The 14,291-nt window shown below is 67.1% G+C and carries 14 protein-coding genes; 6 read left to right on the top strand and 8 right to left on the bottom strand.

Translation table 11 applies throughout. The annotated features are described in order from the left end of the window. The first annotated feature begins 168 nt into the window (after positions 1-168). The 4 genes from argF (at position 169) to VK98_RS00415 (ending at position 3,679) form a co-directional block, all read left to right on the top strand. Complete coding sequence (gene argF, locus VK98_RS00430; protein WP_048412143.1) at positions 169-1,092, top strand: ornithine carbamoyltransferase; 924 nt, start codon at positions 169-171, stop codon at positions 1,090-1,092. A gap of 99 nt (positions 1,093-1,191) precedes the next feature. Further along, positions 1,192-2,418 carry an argininosuccinate synthase gene (locus VK98_RS00425; RefSeq protein ID WP_048412217.1) on the top strand — a complete coding sequence of 409 codons (1,227 nt, stop codon included), beginning with the start codon at positions 1,192-1,194 and terminating at the stop codon, positions 2,416-2,418. Positions 2,419-2,476: 58 nt separating this feature from the next. Then, positions 2,477-3,361: a DMT family transporter gene (locus tag VK98_RS00420; protein WP_048412142.1), complete on the top strand. Its 885-nt coding sequence runs from the start codon at positions 2,477-2,479 to the stop codon at positions 3,359-3,361. 114 nt (positions 3,362-3,475) lie between these two features. After that, entirely contained in the window at positions 3,476-3,679 is a 204-nt protein-coding gene (locus tag VK98_RS00415) for a DUF2788 domain-containing protein (protein ID WP_019099892.1), read from the top strand. A 75-nt stretch (positions 3,680-3,754) separates the two neighbouring features. On the opposite strand, the gene VK98_RS00410 is transcribed toward VK98_RS00415, so the two are convergent. The 6 genes from VK98_RS00410 to VK98_RS00385 form a co-directional block, all read right to left on the bottom strand. Further along, positions 3,755-4,393, bottom strand: a complete 639-nt coding sequence (locus tag VK98_RS00410) for a LysE family translocator (protein ID WP_048412141.1) — start codon at positions 4,391-4,393, stop codon at positions 3,755-3,757. Positions 4,394-4,493: 100 nt separating this feature from the next. Next, positions 4,494-6,032: an amino acid permease gene (locus VK98_RS00405; RefSeq protein WP_048412140.1), complete on the bottom strand. Its 1,539-nt coding sequence runs from the start codon at positions 6,030-6,032 to the stop codon at positions 4,494-4,496. A gap of 159 nt (positions 6,033-6,191) precedes the next feature. Next, the gene (locus VK98_RS00400; RefSeq protein ID WP_048412139.1) at positions 6,192-6,902 is read right to left on the bottom strand and encodes a gamma-glutamyl-gamma-aminobutyrate hydrolase family protein; all 711 of its coding nucleotides are present in this window, start codon (positions 6,900-6,902) and stop codon (positions 6,192-6,194) included. Beyond that, entirely contained in the window at positions 6,902-8,062 is a 1,161-nt protein-coding gene (locus VK98_RS00395; protein ID WP_048412138.1) for an iron-containing alcohol dehydrogenase, read from the bottom strand. Before VK98_RS00395 ends, VK98_RS00400 begins: the two co-directional genes overlap by 1 nt. A gap of 4 nt (positions 8,063-8,066) precedes the next feature. Then, positions 8,067-9,452, bottom strand: coding sequence for an aldehyde dehydrogenase family protein (locus VK98_RS00390; RefSeq protein ID WP_048412137.1), 1,386 nt, complete (start codon positions 9,450-9,452; stop codon positions 8,067-8,069). After that, positions 9,453-10,790: a glutamine synthetase family protein gene (locus VK98_RS00385; protein ID WP_231589176.1), complete on the bottom strand. Its 1,338-nt coding sequence runs from the start codon at positions 10,788-10,790 to the stop codon at positions 9,453-9,455. A 331-nt stretch (positions 10,791-11,121) separates the two neighbouring features. Here VK98_RS00385 and VK98_RS00380 point away from each other — a divergent pair, with 331 nt between their 5' ends. Together VK98_RS00380 and VK98_RS00375 are read left to right on the top strand one after the other, a co-directional pair. After that, complete coding sequence (locus VK98_RS00380; RefSeq protein WP_048412135.1) at positions 11,122-12,027, top strand: MurR/RpiR family transcriptional regulator; 906 nt, start codon at positions 11,122-11,124, stop codon at positions 12,025-12,027. Between the two features lie 33 nt (positions 12,028-12,060). After that, entirely contained in the window at positions 12,061-12,561 is a 501-nt protein-coding gene (locus tag VK98_RS00375) for a YajQ family cyclic di-GMP-binding protein (protein ID WP_019099884.1), read from the top strand. 67 nt (positions 12,562-12,628) lie between these two features. Here the strand turns inward: VK98_RS00375 and dapA are convergent, their stop codons facing one another. Continuing rightward, entirely contained in the window at positions 12,629-13,531 is a 903-nt protein-coding gene (gene dapA / locus VK98_RS00370) for a 4-hydroxy-tetrahydrodipicolinate synthase (protein WP_048412134.1), read from the bottom strand. 66 nt (positions 13,532-13,597) lie between these two features. After that, positions 13,598-14,242, bottom strand: a complete 645-nt coding sequence (locus VK98_RS00365) for a TetR/AcrR family transcriptional regulator (protein ID WP_048412133.1) — start codon at positions 14,240-14,242, stop codon at positions 13,598-13,600. Between the last annotated feature and the right edge of the window lie 49 nt (positions 14,243-14,291).

The raw sequence follows: 14,291 nt of genomic DNA, 5'->3' as shown, positions 1-14,291 counted from the left end.
CGATAAATATAACTCTTGTCGCAATTATGTAAATTATACGCCCTGCGTAGACATGCTTGCGACGCCTGTGAATGACTTGAGACCAGCGTGTAGTAATGTGCCATCGCGCATGAAGGACACTGAAACGGTGTCGAACGCGCGGTGGCCTTTTTTTTGAAATGGAGCACCATGACGTCCCCTAGGCATTACCTGCAATTCAGCGACCTGACCCACGAGGAATACCGCCACATCTTCGAGCGCAGCAAGGTCCTGAAACGACGACGTAGCGACGGCCAGCTGTACCAGCCGCTCGTCGGCAAGGTGATGTCCATGGTGTTCGAAAAGAATTCCACCCGCACCCGCGTTTCTTTCGAGGCGGGCATGGCGCAACTGGGCGGCCACGCGATGTTCCTGGATTCGCAAAGCTCGCAGATGGGCCGCGGCGAGCCCATCGAGGACACCGCCCGCGTGCTGTCCCGGATGAGCGACATCATCATGATCCGCACCTACGAGCAGGCGCTGGTGCAGCGGCTGGCCGCGCACTCCAAGGTGCCGGTGATCAACGGCCTGACCAACGAGTACCACCCGTGCCAGATTCTGGCGGACATCTTCACCTATATCGAGCAACGCGGCTCGATCAAGGGCAAGACCGTGGCCTGGATAGGCGACGGCAACAATGTCTGCCGCACCTGGCTGCAGGCGGCTCGCATCCTGGGCTTCAAGCTCAAGGTGGCGACGCCGGTGGGCTTCGAGCTGAAGGCCTTGGACGGCCAGCATTACGGCTCCGAGCACTTCGAACCCAGCCACAGCGCCAGCCACGCGGCGGCCGGCGCGGACCTGGTGACCACCGACGTGTTCACCAGCATGGGCTTCGAGGCGGAGAAGGAAGCGCGGCTGGAAGCCTTCCGCGACTACCAAGTGACGCCGGAGCTGATGAAGCTGGCCAAGCCGGACGCCTTGTTCATGCACTGTTTGCCGGCGCACCGGGGCGAGGAAGTGGCCGCCGCGGTGATAGACGGGCCGCAGAGCGTGGTCTGGGACGAGGCGGAAAACCGCATGCACGTGCAGAAGGCGCTGATCGAGTTCCTGCTGCTGGGCCAGCGTTACGACTGAACACACGATGCGGGCGAGCGCCCGCCGTTCAAGCGATCCGGCAAGGCCGCGCCAGGCGCGGGCCGGATCCGGCAATCAATGGATTTGAAAGAATACAAAATGTCTGACATCAAGAAAGTGGTATTGGCGTACTCCGGCGGTCTGGATACTTCGGTGATTCTCAAGTGGCTGCAGGACACCTATCAATGCGAGGTGGTGACCTTCACCGCCGACATCGGCCAGGGCGAAGAGGTGGAGCCGGCGCGCAAGAAGGCGGTGTCGCTGGGCATCAAGCCGGAAAACATCTTCATCGACGATCTGCGCGAGGAATTCGTCCGCGACTTCGTGTTCCCGATGTTCCGCGCCAACGCCGTCTACGAGGGCGAGTATCTGCTGGGCACCTCGATCGCGCGGCCGCTGATCGCCAAGCGCCAGATCGAGATCGCCAACCAGGTGGGTGCCGACGCGGTGTCGCACGGCGCCACCGGCAAGGGCAACGATCAGGTGCGCTTCGAGCTGGGCTATTACGCGCTGAAGCCGGACGTCAAGGTGATCGCGCCGTGGCGCGAATGGGACCTGCTGTCGCGGGAAAAGCTGCTGACTTACGCGGAAACCCACGGCATCGACATCAGCAAGAAGAAGAACGGCGGCAGCCCGTATTCGATGGACGCCAACCTGCTGCACATCTCCTACGAGGGCACGGTGCTGGAAGACCCGGCTGCGGAGCCGGAAGAAGACATGTGGCTGTGGACGGTGAGCCCGGAGAACGCGCCGGACCAGGCCGAATACATCGAGCTCAGCTATGAGAAGGGCGACATCACCGCCATCAACGGCGTGGCGATGAGCCCGGCCCAGGTGCTGACCGAGCTGAACCGCCTGGGCGGCAAGCACGGCATCGGCCGGCTGGACATCGTGGAAAACCGCTACGTGGGCATGAAGTCCCGCGGCTGCTACGAAACCCCGGGCGGCAGCATCATGCTCAAGGCGCACCGCGCGATCGAATCCATCACCCTGGACCGCGAAGTGGCCCACCTGAAGGACGAACTGATGCCCAAGTACGCCAAGCTGGTTTACACCGGCTACTGGTGGAGCCCGGAGCGCCAGATGCTGCAAGGCATGATCGACGCCTCCCAGGCCACGGTCAACGGCTGGGTGCGGCTGAAGCTGTACAAGGGCAATGTGATCGTGGTGGGCCGCGAATCCAAGACCGATTCGCTGTTCGACCCCACCATCGCCACCTTCGACGAAGACGGCGGCGCCTACAACCACGCCGACGCGGCCGGCTTCATCCGCCTGAACGCGCTGCGGATGCGGATTGCCGGCAACGCCAAACTGAAACGCGGCTAAAGCCCCGCGCTTGGCCCGAAAAGCCCCCGTTGGGGGCTTTTTTTAATGAAAACTCGATATGGAAACCAATAATCGATCCAACGCCTGGATCCCCTGGGCCTTCGTGCTGCTGTGGAGCACCGGCTTCATCGGCGCCAAGCTGGGCCTGCCTTTCATCGGCCCGTTCACCTTTTTGGCGATAAGGATGGGCCTGACCCTGCTGTGCTTCGGCGCGCTGATCGCCTGCTTCCGGCCCGCCTGGCCGGATCTGGCGGCGGCCAGGCACCAATGGGCTTGCGGCGCCATGTTGCACGGCCTTTATCTGGGCGCCAGCTTCGCCGGCATCAAGCTGGCGGTGCCGGCCGGCATCACCGCGCTGATCGTCGGCCTGCAGCCGATACTGACCGCGGTGCTGAGCTGGCTGATGGGCGAACAGCGGCTGAGCCGGATGCAATGGCTGGGCCTGGCGACGGGTTTCGGCGGCGCGCTGCTGGTGGTGCTGGGCGGCAAGGGCTTGCAGTTAGGCGCCAATCCCGGCCTGTGGCTGACCGCGCTGGCCTTGTGCGCGATCACCGCCGGCACCCTGTACCAGAAACGTTTCGGCCAGGGCGTGCATCCGCTGACCGGCGCCTTTCATCAATACCTGGCGGCCTTCCTGATTACCGGCGCGCTGGCCTTGGGCCTGGAGCGCGGCGATCCCGTCCACTGGAACGGACAGTTGGCCTTGGCCCTGGGTTGGAGCGTGTTGGCGCTGTCGGTGCTGGCCATCCTGCTGTTGATGCGTATGCTGAAGGACGGCGAGGTCAGCAAGGTGGCCAGCTACTTCTATCTGATGCCGGGCCTGGCGGCGGTGCAGGCCTGGTGGCTGTTCGACGAGCAGCTGAGCCTGCTGGCGGTGGCGGGCATGTTGTTGGCCGCGTTGGGCGTCGCCCTGGTGCTGCAGCGGCTGCGCTGGCGTCGATAGCCGCGCGCGGGCATTGAGCCGGCGGGCGATGGCGAGTATCTTATTACGGCCAGGCGGGGCGCATTGCTAAGACCCCGCCGGTCCGTGATCTGCTGTGGACGCAAAGGACAACAAGTGTCGGAAGAACAATTCACCAATATTTCCATGATCGTGTGCCTGGGCGGCCTGATCATTTTCATGGGCTTCATCATCTGGGACCTGGGCAAGAAGGCTCAGGCCGGCAAGATGGGCATGTTCATCCTGTTCCTGGTGCTGGGCTTCGGCGTGTCCGGCTTCCTGTTCAAGAATGTGCTGGTGGAGTTCCTGATCCAGAAGTGAAGACCCGGGATACCGCGAACAGCCGGCAAGCGTGCTTGCCGGCTTTTTTATCGCCTACGGAAAACGCGTGGGCCGCTAGTGGCCGCGGTCCAGTATCAGCTTCAGGCCCAGCGCGATGAACACGCTGCCGGCGACACGGTCCAGCCACTGGCTGGCGCGGCGGCTCTTGGCCAGCCACTGTCCGACCGTGCCGGAAAAATAGCCGAGGCAGCCGAAGATCAACGCGCCTTGCAGCGTGAACACCAGACCGAGCACGGCGATCTGCAGCCCGGCCGGACCTTGGGCCGGATTGACGAATTGCGGCAGGAAGGCGAGGAAAAACAGCACCACCTTGGGGTTGATCGCATTGGCGATCAGGCCTTTGCGGAAGGTGGCGGACAAGGGCGAGGCGTCCTGTCCGGCGGCGCCGGCCCGGAAGCTGGCGCCGGGGCTGCGCAGCGCCTGCCAGCCCAGATAGATCAGGTAGCCGCCGCCGGCGAACTTGAGTAGGCTGAAGGCCAGCGGCGAAGCGGCGATCAGCGCGCTGACGCCGAGCGCGGCCAGCACCGTGTGGTTCAGGCAGCCCAAGGCGCAGCCCAGGCCGAAGGCCACGCCCTGGCGGCGGCCGCGGGCAATGCCCTGGCTCAGCACCATCAGATTGTCCGGGCCGGGCGACAGAGTGATCAGCATCGCGGCGGCGGTAAAGGCGAGCAATTGTTCCGGGGTGACGAGCATGGGTTTCTCTGGCGGTGGTTCGTGTCCGGATGATTCCGCATTTGCCGCCGGGAGACAAGCGCTTTGTCCGACCGCGCCGGCCTCCCTTTGGACCGCAGGTTCAGCCGGCCTCGTCCAGCGCGCTTTCGATTTCGCGGATATGCGCCTGATGGCCCTGGATGCGCTGGCCGGTGGGCGGCCCCTTGAATTGCTTGCGCACGCCCAGCGCGAACCAGAACACCGACAGCACCAGCAACAGCGCGATGGTCAGGTAGAGCACTTTCTCATTGGGCGGCTGCATGCCGACGAAGACCAGCACCGCGCCGCCCAGCGTGGCCAGCGCGGCGATGGGCTTGGACGCCCGGCCCAGGTCGAACGGCCCCTTGTGGGTCCAGCTGCGGCCCTCGGCGAACAGGCCGGCGGCGGAGGGCAGGATGTAGGAGATGTACAGGAACACCGCGGCGCCGGTGGACAGCACCAGGAAGGCGTCGCCGTACAGGGTGACGGCGATGGCGAGCACGGCGCTGACCCAGATCGCCGGGCCCGGCGTGCGGTGTTGCGGATGCACCTGGCGCAGCCAGCGCGAGGCCGGCAGGCCGCCGTCGCGGGCGAAGGCGTACATCATGCGCGAGGTGGAGGTCAGGCAGGCCAGGCCGCACAGATAGTTGACCAGGAAGATGCCTATGCCCAGCGCCGCCTTCAGGGCCGGCGGCAGCGCGCTCAGCAGCAAGTCGAAAAAGCCCATGCCGGCCTTGACCCCGGCGCCCAGGTCCGGCAGCACCAGCACGAAGGCGCAGATCATCAGGTAGCCGAACAGGCCGGACCACAGCACCGAGCGCAAGATGCCCTTGGGCACGTTGCGCGCCGCTTCGCGGGTTTCTTCCGAGGTGTGGGCGGAGGCGTCGTAGCCGGTCAGGGTGTAGACGGTGAGCAGCAGGCCGGCCAGGAACACCATCACGCCATTGTCCATCCGCGGCCAGGCGCTGCCGTCGGCGCCGCTGAAGTTGTGGAAGGTCCACAGCCGGGAGAAGTCCAGCGGTCCGGGCGCGTAGATCAGCAGCGAAGCCACCAAGGCCAGGGTGACGATGAAGATCAGGTAGCCGGACAGATCGGTCAGCCGGGTGGTGAGCTTGATGCCCAGGTGATTGAGCCAGGCCTGGCTCAGCGCCACCGCGCACAGAAACAGGGTCTGATGTCCCCAGCCCAATTGCTCCGGATTGAGGCCCAGCAGCGGCGCGACCAGGGTTTTGAAGAAGGGGTCGTAAACGCCGAAGTTGACCGCGGCGGTGACGAAGATCAGCCCCAGCAGATTGATCCAGGCGGTGGTCCAGCCCAGGCCCTTGCCGCCCAGGATGGACGCCCAGTGATAGAGCCCGCCGGCGGTGGGGTAGGCGGAGGCGATTTGGGCCATCGCCGCGGCGACGATGGCGGCGAACAGCGCGCCCACCGGCCAGCCTATGCCGATGGCCGCGCCGCCGCCGGCGCTGAGTCCGGCCGGGAAGGCGGTGATGCCGCCGGCCAGCACGCAGATGATGGAAAAGGAGATGGCGAAGTTGGAAAAGCCGCTCATGCGCCGAGACAACTCCTGAGCGTAACCCATGCTGTGCAACAGTTTCTCATCCTCGCCGACGGGCGCGGACTCATGCCGAACTGGTTCCATGATGTTCCTCTCTCATTGTGCATGTCTGTTTGCTGCTGTTGTTCCGCCAAGGCGCGGGTACGCGCCGACGCCCGAACGGCGGCGGAGGCCGGCCGGGTTCTGGCCCGGTGGTCCGGGCTTCGTGTCTGTATCTGAATCTGAGGCGAGGCGCGGCCTTGCTCAGCCGGGCGGCGGACTGCCGCTCATGGTGACCAGCGCGTCGAACAGCCTTTGCTGGCCGCTGTCGCGCTCGGCGGAGAGTTCGGGATGCCATTGCACCGCGATCAACTGGGGGAAACCGGCGATTTCTATCGCCTCGATCACGCCGTCCGGCGCCCAGGCCACCGGCACCACGCCGTGGCCGGGGCGGTCTATCGCCTGGTGGTGCCAGGACTGGGTGAGGACTTCGGTGCCGATCAGGCCCGCCAGGCAGGAGTCGGCGGCGACGCGCACCGGATGGGGCGTCGGCGCGCGCGGCGGCGCGCGATGGGGCACGGCTTCGCCCACCACGTCCGGCAGGTGCAGGTGCAGGCTGCCGCCCAGCACGGTGTTGAGGATTTGCAGGCCGCGGCAGATGGCCAGCGTCGGCAGTTTGCGTTGCAGCAGCGCGCGCGCCAGCGCGGTTTCGGTGGCGTCGCGCTCCGGGCTGAGGTTGTAGATGGTTGGATGGCCGCCGCCGTCGAAGCGGGCAGGGTCGATGTCGCCGCCGCCTATCAGCACCACGCCGTCCAGCTTGTCCAGCCAGCTGTCCACCATGTCGGGGCCCAGCGCCGGCAATTGCACCGGCGCGCCGCCGGCGCGCACCACCGCCGCCACGTATTCCAGCGGCGTGTGATAGCCGTGCTCGGGCGCGGCCGGGTAGGTGGTCAGGCCGATCAGCGGGCGCCTCATCACAGCATGCCTTGCTGCGCGGCGAGGAAGATCGCGCGGTAGTCGTCGGCGGACAGCGGCAGCGGGTTGCCGCCGTCGCTGGGGTCGGCCTTGGCCATGCGGCCGATGTCGGCGGCGGCGTCCGCGCCGATGCCGATCTCCGCCAGCGTGTGCGGAATGCCCAGGCCGGCGCGCAATTGCAGCACCCAGGCCAGGAAGCCGTCGAAGCCGGCGTCGGCCAGGCCCAGGTAGCGGGCGGCGGCGCTCAGCCGCTCGGCTATCGCCGGCCGGTTGCGCACCAGCACATAGGGCAGCAGCACGGCGTTGGCCAGGCCGTGGTGGGTGTCGAACACCGCGCCGATGGGATGCGCCAGCGCGTGCACGCCGCCCAGGCCTTTCTGGAAGGCGGTGGCGCCCATGATGGAACAGGACAGCATCTGGGCGCGCGCTTCCAGATTGCCGCCGTCGGCGTGGGCCGCCGGCAGCCAGTTGTGCGCCAGTCGCATGCCTTCCAGCGCCACGCCTTGGGCGATGGGGTGGTAGAACGGCGAGCAGAAGGCTTCCAGATTGTGCACCAGCGCGTCGACGCCGGTGGCGGCGGTCAGCGCCGGCGGCAGGCCGACGGTCAGTTCCGGGTCCGCCAGCACCAGCTTGGGCAGCATGGCCGGATGGAAGATGATGACCTTGCGGTGCGCGGCCTCGTCGATGATCAGGGACGCGCGGCCCACCTCGGAGCCGGTGCCGGCGGTGGTGGGAACCGCCAGCGTGGGCGCGATCCCGGCGGGATCGACGCGCAGCCAGTTGTCGCCCACGTCCTCGAAGTCCCACAGCGGGCGTTTTTGCCCGGACATCAGCGCGATGGCCTTGCCCACGTCCAGCGCGCTGCCGCCGCCGACGGCGACCACGCCGTCGTGGCGGCCGTCGCGGAAGGCGGCGACGCCGGCGTCTACGTCGCGGCCCACCGGGTTGGGGCGCATATCGCTGAACAGCGCCGTCTCCAGGCCGGCGTCGCTCAGCAGGGCTTGCAGCCGCGCCAGCATCGGCAGCCTGGCGAGGCCGGGGTCGGTGACCAGCAGCGGGCGGCGCATGCCCAGTTCGCGGCACAGCGTCGGCAGTTCGGCGGCGCGGCCGGCGCCGAAGCGGATGCTGGTCGGATAGTTCCAGTTGCCTTGCAGTTGCATCGCCTTACCCCTTGAGATGGAAGGATTTGACCCGGGTCAGCTGCTGATAGCCCAGCGTGGACAGGGAGACGCCGCGGCCGGTGTCCTTGACCCCGGTCCAGGCCAGCGCCGGGTCCAGATAGTCGCAGCGGTTCATGAACACGGTGCCGGTTTCCAGCTGTTGGCCGAGATGGACGGCGGCGTCGCGGTCCGCGGTCCAGATCGAGGCGGTCAGGCCGTAAGCGCTGTCGTTCATCAGCCGCAGCGCCTCCTCGTCGGAATCCACCGCCATGATGCCGATGACCGGGCCGAAGCTCTCGTCGCGCATCACGCTCATGGCGTGGTCCACGTCCACCAGCACCTGCGGCGCCAGGTAGGCGCTGCCCGGCGCGTCGGCGGCGAAATGGCCGGCCGGGATCAGCGCGCGCGCGCCGGCGGCCTGCGCCGCCTGGATCTGGCCGCGGACGAAATCGGCGGCGCCGGCGCGCACCATAGGCCCCAGATTGGTGTCCGGGTCCAGCGGGTGGCCGAAGCGATAGGCGCGGGTCAGCTCGACGAAGCCGTCGACGAAGTCGCGGTAGCGCTGGCGCTGCACATAGATGCGCTCGATGCCGCAGCAGGACTGGCCGGAGTTGAAAAAGGCGCCGTCCACCAGGTTTTCCACCGCAGCCGGCAGGTCGGCGTCGGCGCGCACATAGGCCGGGTCCTTGCCGCCCAGCTCCAGGCCGACGCCGATGAAGCGCTCGGCGGCCGCCCTTTGCACCGCGCGGCCGCCGCTCACCGAGCCGGTGAAGGCGACGAAGTCGATCTCGGGCGCGGCCGTCAGCTTCAAGGCGGCGGCATGGTCCAGCTCCAGGGTCTGGAACACGCCGATGGGCAGGCCGGCGGCGGCGCAGGCCTGGCGGAACAGATCGGCGATCAATGGCGTTTGCGAGGAGTGCTTGAGCAGCACGCAGTTGCCGGCGGCCAGCGCCGGCGCGATAGTGTTGATGGCGGTGAGGAAGGGGTAGTTCCACGGCGCCAGCACCAGCACCGTGCCCAGCGGCTCGCGGCGCAGCCAACGCTCGAAGCCGGGCTTGGGCGCGGGATGGAGGTCGGCCAGCGCTTCTTCGGCGATGTCCAGCATATGGCGGGCGCGCTCGGCCAGGCCGCCGATCTCGCCGGGGGACTGGCGGATGGGCCGGCCGATCTGGCGGGTGATGGCGTCGGCGCAGTCGCTCTTGTGGGCGATCAGCCAGTCCACCGCCCGGCCGATCAAGGCCTTGCGCTCGGCCAGCGGCGTAGCGCGCCAGCCGGCCTGGGCGGCGCGGGCGGCGTCCAGCGCGGCCTGGGTCTGGACCGCGCTGGTGTAGCCGCGCTGCAGCAGGGTGGAGCCGTCCAGCGGGGTGATGACGGAGTAGTTTTCGCTCATTTAGATGATCTCGAAGTAGCGTTTCAATTCCCAGTCGGTGACGTGGCGTTGGAACTCGCGCTCCTCCCACTCGCGGGTGGCGGCGAAGTGGTCGACGAAGTCGTCGCCGAACCAGTCGCGGGCGGCGCTGGAGGCGCGCAGCGCCTGGGCGGCTTCCCACAGCGTGCGATGCAGCTTCAGGTGGGGCGGAGCGTCCAGCAAATAGCCGTTGGCGCTGACCGGCTCTTCCGGCTCGATGCGGTGCTCGATGCCGTAGAGGCCGGCGGCCAGGCCGCTGGCCAGCGCCAGATACGGGTTGCTGTCGGCGCCGGGCAGCCGGTATTCGACGCGCTGGGACTTGGCGCTGCCGGGAATCGCGCGGATGGCCACGGTGCGGTTGTCCACGCCCCACAGCGAGCTGGTGGGCGCCCAGTAGCCGGGCACCAGCCGGCGGAAACTATTGACCGTGGGCGCGGCCAGGCTCATGAATTCCGGCATCAGCCGCTGGATGCCGCCGATGAAGTGGCGCATCGCGTCGCTGATCGCGTGTTCGCGGCCAGGCTGGTGGAAGGCGCTGTCGCCGCCGTCGCGGCGGCGCAGCGAGATGTGGATGTGGCCGCCCTGGCCGGATTGCTCCTGGTGCCACTTGGCCATATAGCAGAGCATGCGCCCCTGTTTTTCCGCCAGCACCTTGGAGAAGGTCTTGAAACAGACGGCGTTGTCGGCGGCGCGCAAGGCGTTGTCCACGCACAGCGCGGCCTCCAGCGCGCCGGGCCCGGTTTCCTCGTGCAGGCCTTCGATCGGCATCTGCATCCGCTCGCACAAGTCCAGCAGCGCGCGGTAGAAGTCGGTGTTCACCGAGCTGCGCAGGATGGAGTAGCCGAAGGCGCCGCTGCCCAGCGGCTTGGGGTGTTGGTAGAGGCGCTGCTGCAACGCGTCGTTGTCTTCGTCCACCGCCAGGAATTCGTATTCGAAGCCGGCCAGCACGTCGAAGCCCATGGCGCGCGCGCGCTCCAGCACCCGCCGCAGCAGGCCGCGCGGACAGAGGCTCTCCAGTCGGCCCACCACCTCGCCCTGGACGAAGATCATATCGCCCTCCAGCGGCAGATCGCGGCAGGACTCGGGAATCAAGCGCACCTCGGCGTCGCCGTAGCCGCGGCCCCAGCCGGTGAGCAGGGTGTTGTCGTACAGCTTGTCGCCCACGTCCCAGCCGAACACCACGTCGCAGAAGCCGAAGCCGCCTTCCAGCGCGCACAGGAATTTGTCGCGCGACATGTATTTGCCGCACATCACCCCGTCCATGTCCACCAGGCCCACCTTGATCTGACTCAGGCGGCGTTCTTCGATCAAAACCTTCAAATCCGCGATTGTCTTTACGTCGCGTGCTTCCATCGCTGTCTCTCCCTGATTGCCGCGGTCTGACTTCCCCGATACCGGCCGAGCGTTCATCGTCTGGCTTGCAACTGTCTGTTTTGGCGGTGGTTTATCGCTGCCTTATGGGCTGCTTTTTGTCGCCGCCATGTTGTTTGGGTAGTATTATTCGTTAAAAAAAAATGAATCAAGCCAAATTTGTAATAAATATTAGAATGAGGCCGGCAGTGTGGACGCAATGACACAATGCCGTTTTTACACCGGCGCTGTTATGCTGCGCGGCACGGCAAGCGCCGGCAATCGCCAAAGGGACATCAGAATGAGCCAAAGCCGCTCGATCGCGGAGCAAGTCCGCGAGCTGTTCGAAGCCTTGACCCCCACCGAACGCAAGGTGGGGCGGGCGCTGCTGGCCAACTACCCGGTGGCCGGGCTGGAAACCGTCGCGCAATGGGCGCAGCGCGCCGACGTCAGCGGCCCGACGGTGCTGCGCCTGATCGGCAAGCTGGGCTTCGACAGCTACGCCGCCTTCCAGGGCGCCCTGCGCGCCGAACTGGAGCTGAGGCTGCAATCGCCGCTGATGCGCCACGACCCGGGGCAGTTGCAGGGCGATCACGATTTCCTGGTCAGCCACGCCGAGCGCATCGCCGAACTGATGCGCCAGACCGTGGCCCAGGTGCCGCGCGCCGAGTTCGACGGCGTGGTGGAGTTGCTGGGCGAGCGCAAAAGCCGGATCTGGCTGCTGGGCGGACGGCTGACCGACCCGCTGGCCGTCTATCTCGGACACCATTTGAAGGTGGTGCGGCCGGACGTGGTCCATCTGCGCGGCGTGCCGGCGAGCTGGGCGGATTCTCTGGTGGACATGGGGCGGCACGATGTCTTGGTGATCTTCGACATTCGCCGTTATTGGGACGACGCGCTGCGCATCGCGGAAATGGCGGCGCAGCGCAAGGCCAGCGTGTTGCTGTTCACCGACCAGTGGCTGTCGCCGGTGGCGCGGGTGGCGCGCTACACGCTGGCCGCGCACACCGCCGGCCCGGCCGGCTGGGACAGCAATACGCCGCTGATGATGCTGGTGGACGCGGTGATAGCCGCCTTGAACGCGCGGCACTGGGATCGCATCAGCGGCCGACTCAAGGAGGTGGAGGCAATGCGGGCGCGGCTGGGGGAGGGCGAGGAGGGCAAGGACGACGGGGGGCCGAGTGACAAGGGCGGAGCCAGCCTCTAAAATGGCGGCATCAAGCATTATTAGGAATATTTCATGCCGTCTTTCGATATCGTGTCCGAAGTGAACAAGGTGGAAGTGCGCAACGCCGTGGAGCAGGCCAATAAAGAGGTGTCCACCCGTTACGACTTCAAGGGCAGCGACGCCCGCATCGAAACCGGCGACAAGGAGCTGACCTTGTACGCCGACGCCGAGTTCCAACTGGACCAGGTCAACGACATCCTGGTGAACAAGCTGTCCAAGCGCGGCGTGGACGTGCGCTGCATGGAATATGGCAAGCTGGAAAAAGTCAGCGGCAACAAGGTGAAGAAAGTGCTGACGGTGAAGGAAGGGCTGGAGTCCGACCTGGCCAAGAAAATCGTCAAGCTGATCAAGGACGCCAAGCTCAAGGTGCAGGCCAGCATCCAGGGCGAGGCGGTGCGCGTGTCCGGCGCCAAGCGCGACGTGCTGCAGGAATGCATCGCGCTGATGCGCAAGGAAATCGCCGACGACAAGGAAAACGGCTTCCCGCTGCAGTTCAACAACTTCCGCGACTGAGCGCAGCCGCGCGACGTGAAAAAGGAGCCGACAGGCTCCTTTTTTCATTGCCGGCCGCTTCTCCCGCTCAACAGGAGGCGGCGCGGCGCAGTTGCAGCCCTTCCCATACCCGCCGCGCCTGTTCCTCCTCGGCGGCGCCGGTGGGCGGCAGCGGCAGCCGGCATTGGCCCACCGGCAGACCCTGCGCCCGCAGCATGGCTTTCACCGACATGGAGAACACCGAGGCGTCGGTGTTGGAGAAGGCGAACGATTCCTGCAGGCCGGCGTTGACGCGCCGCGCCTGCGCCGTGTCGCCCTGTTCGAAGGCGGCGATCATGCGCGCGAACTCCGGCCCGGTCCAGTGGGTGGAAGTGCCGACCACGCCCACCGCGCCCACCGCCAGCAAGGGCAGGGTCAGCGCGTCATCGCCGGAATAGAGCGAGAAATGTTCGCCGGCGGCGGCCACCAGCGCGGCGGCGGCGGCCGGATCGCCGGTGGCGTCCTTGAAGGCGACGATATTGTCCACCTCGCGGAACAGCCGCAGCAGCACCTCGGCGGCGATGCGGCGGCCGGTGCGGCCCGGCACGTCGTAGACCATCAGCGGCAGGCGGGTGGCCGCGGCCACCGCGCGGAAATGGGCTTCGATGCCGGCTTGCGGCGGGCGGTTGTAATAGGGGCCGACCACGAAGACGCCGGCGGCGCCCAGGCCTGCGGCCTCGCGCGTCAGCGCGATCGCGTGTTCGGTGTGGCTGCTGCCGGTGCCGGCCAGCACCGGAATGGTCACCGCCTCGCTAACCGCGCGCACCAGATCGCGCCGTTCCTCGTCGCTCAGCGTCGGCGCTTCGCCGGTGGTGGCCGCCACCACCAGGCCGTCGCTGCCGTTGGCGGCCAGATGTCTGGCCAACTGCCGCGCCGCGTCCAGATTCAGCCGGCCTGCCTCGTCGAAGGGCGTGACCATGGCGGTCAGCACCTTGCCCCAATGTTCTGTCATTTTGCTTCCTTTGTTCTTCTTGGCCGCCTGTCTGCGGCTAAGCGGATTCTACTCCTTCCCCCGGTTTCAGCCCAGGCAGGCGCTGAGCGCCGCCTCCAGCTCCGGGCGTAGGGCGGCGAAGTCCGCGGCGGGCCCCTGGCTCAGCAAGGCTTGGGAGATTGCGCCGTAGCACAGACAGTGGGCCATGCTCGCGGCGCCGTCCAGCCGCGGCGGCGGCTCGGCGGCGGCGGCCAGCGCCGCGCGCCAGATGTCCACGTATTGCCGGTAGTGGCGGCGGTAGGCGTCCAGCGGGGACACCCGGCGTTCCAGCTGGAACAAGGCGCTCCAGGCCGCCGCCTGGCGCTGCACCGCGTCCAGCTGCAGCGTCAGCAGCGCGGCGGCGATCTCGCGGCGGTCCGCGCCGCGGCGGGCGGCGGCTTCGCGACGCAACGCGTCGGCCAGCGCGTGCACGTGCTGATGGATGCACAGCGCGGCCAGGCCGTCCATATTGCGCACGTATTGGTAGAAGGTGCCTACCGCCACGCCGGCGACGGCGGACACTTCGCGCACCGTGGTCTTGGCGTAGCCGCGTTCCAGCAAAACCTGAACAAAGGCCTGTTGCAGCGCGGTCAGGCTGGCGCGCGAGCGCGACTGGCGCGGACGCCGGCGCGTGGCCGGCGCGGCCTGTTCCGCTTGTTGCGCCGCGGTGGGGGAAACCCGAACATGTCGCATCGCCGCTTTCCTTATACTTTCGTCATGGCCGCTGCGCGGCGCGAGGAGA

The organism is Chromobacterium sp. LK11, assembly GCF_001043705.1.
Taxonomy (GTDB): domain Bacteria; phylum Pseudomonadota; class Gammaproteobacteria; order Burkholderiales; family Chromobacteriaceae; genus Chromobacterium; species Chromobacterium alkanivorans.
Note: the sequence above shows the minus strand (reverse complement) of the source record. Positions and strands in the feature narration are given on the sequence as shown.

What these genes read in the sequence shown, in the direction of transcription:
- argF (WP_048412143.1), top strand. Translation starts at nt 169, where the DNA reads ATGACGTCCCCTAGGCATTACCTGCAATTCAGCGACCTGACCCACGAG.
- VK98_RS00425 (WP_048412217.1), top strand. Translation starts at nt 1,192, where the DNA reads ATGTCTGACATCAAGAAAGTGGTATTGGCGTACTCCGGCGGTCTGGAT.
- VK98_RS00420 (WP_048412142.1), top strand. Translation starts at nt 2,477, where the DNA reads ATGGAAACCAATAATCGATCCAACGCCTGGATCCCCTGGGCCTTCGTG.
- VK98_RS00410 (WP_048412141.1), bottom strand. Translation starts at nt 4,393, where the DNA reads ATGCTCGTCACCCCGGAACAATTGCTCGCCTTTACCGCCGCCGCGATG.
- VK98_RS00405 (WP_048412140.1), bottom strand. Translation starts at nt 6,032, where the DNA reads ATGGAACCAGTTCGGCATGAGTCCGCGCCCGTCGGCGAGGATGAGAAA.
- VK98_RS00400 (WP_048412139.1), bottom strand. Translation starts at nt 6,902, where the DNA reads ATGAGGCGCCCGCTGATCGGCCTGACCACCTACCCGGCCGCGCCCGAG.
- VK98_RS00395 (WP_048412138.1), bottom strand. Translation starts at nt 8,062, where the DNA reads ATGCAACTGCAAGGCAACTGGAACTATCCGACCAGCATCCGCTTCGGC.
- VK98_RS00390 (WP_048412137.1), bottom strand. Translation starts at nt 9,452, where the DNA reads ATGAGCGAAAACTACTCCGTCATCACCCCGCTGGACGGCTCCACCCTG.
- VK98_RS00380 (WP_048412135.1), top strand. Translation starts at nt 11,122, where the DNA reads ATGAGCCAAAGCCGCTCGATCGCGGAGCAAGTCCGCGAGCTGTTCGAA.
- VK98_RS00375 (WP_019099884.1), top strand. Translation starts at nt 12,061, where the DNA reads ATGCCGTCTTTCGATATCGTGTCCGAAGTGAACAAGGTGGAAGTGCGC.
- dapA (WP_048412134.1), bottom strand. Translation starts at nt 13,531, where the DNA reads ATGACAGAACATTGGGGCAAGGTGCTGACCGCCATGGTCACGCCCTTC.
- VK98_RS00365 (WP_048412133.1), bottom strand. Translation starts at nt 14,242, where the DNA reads ATGCGACATGTTCGGGTTTCCCCCACCGCGGCGCAACAAGCGGAACAG.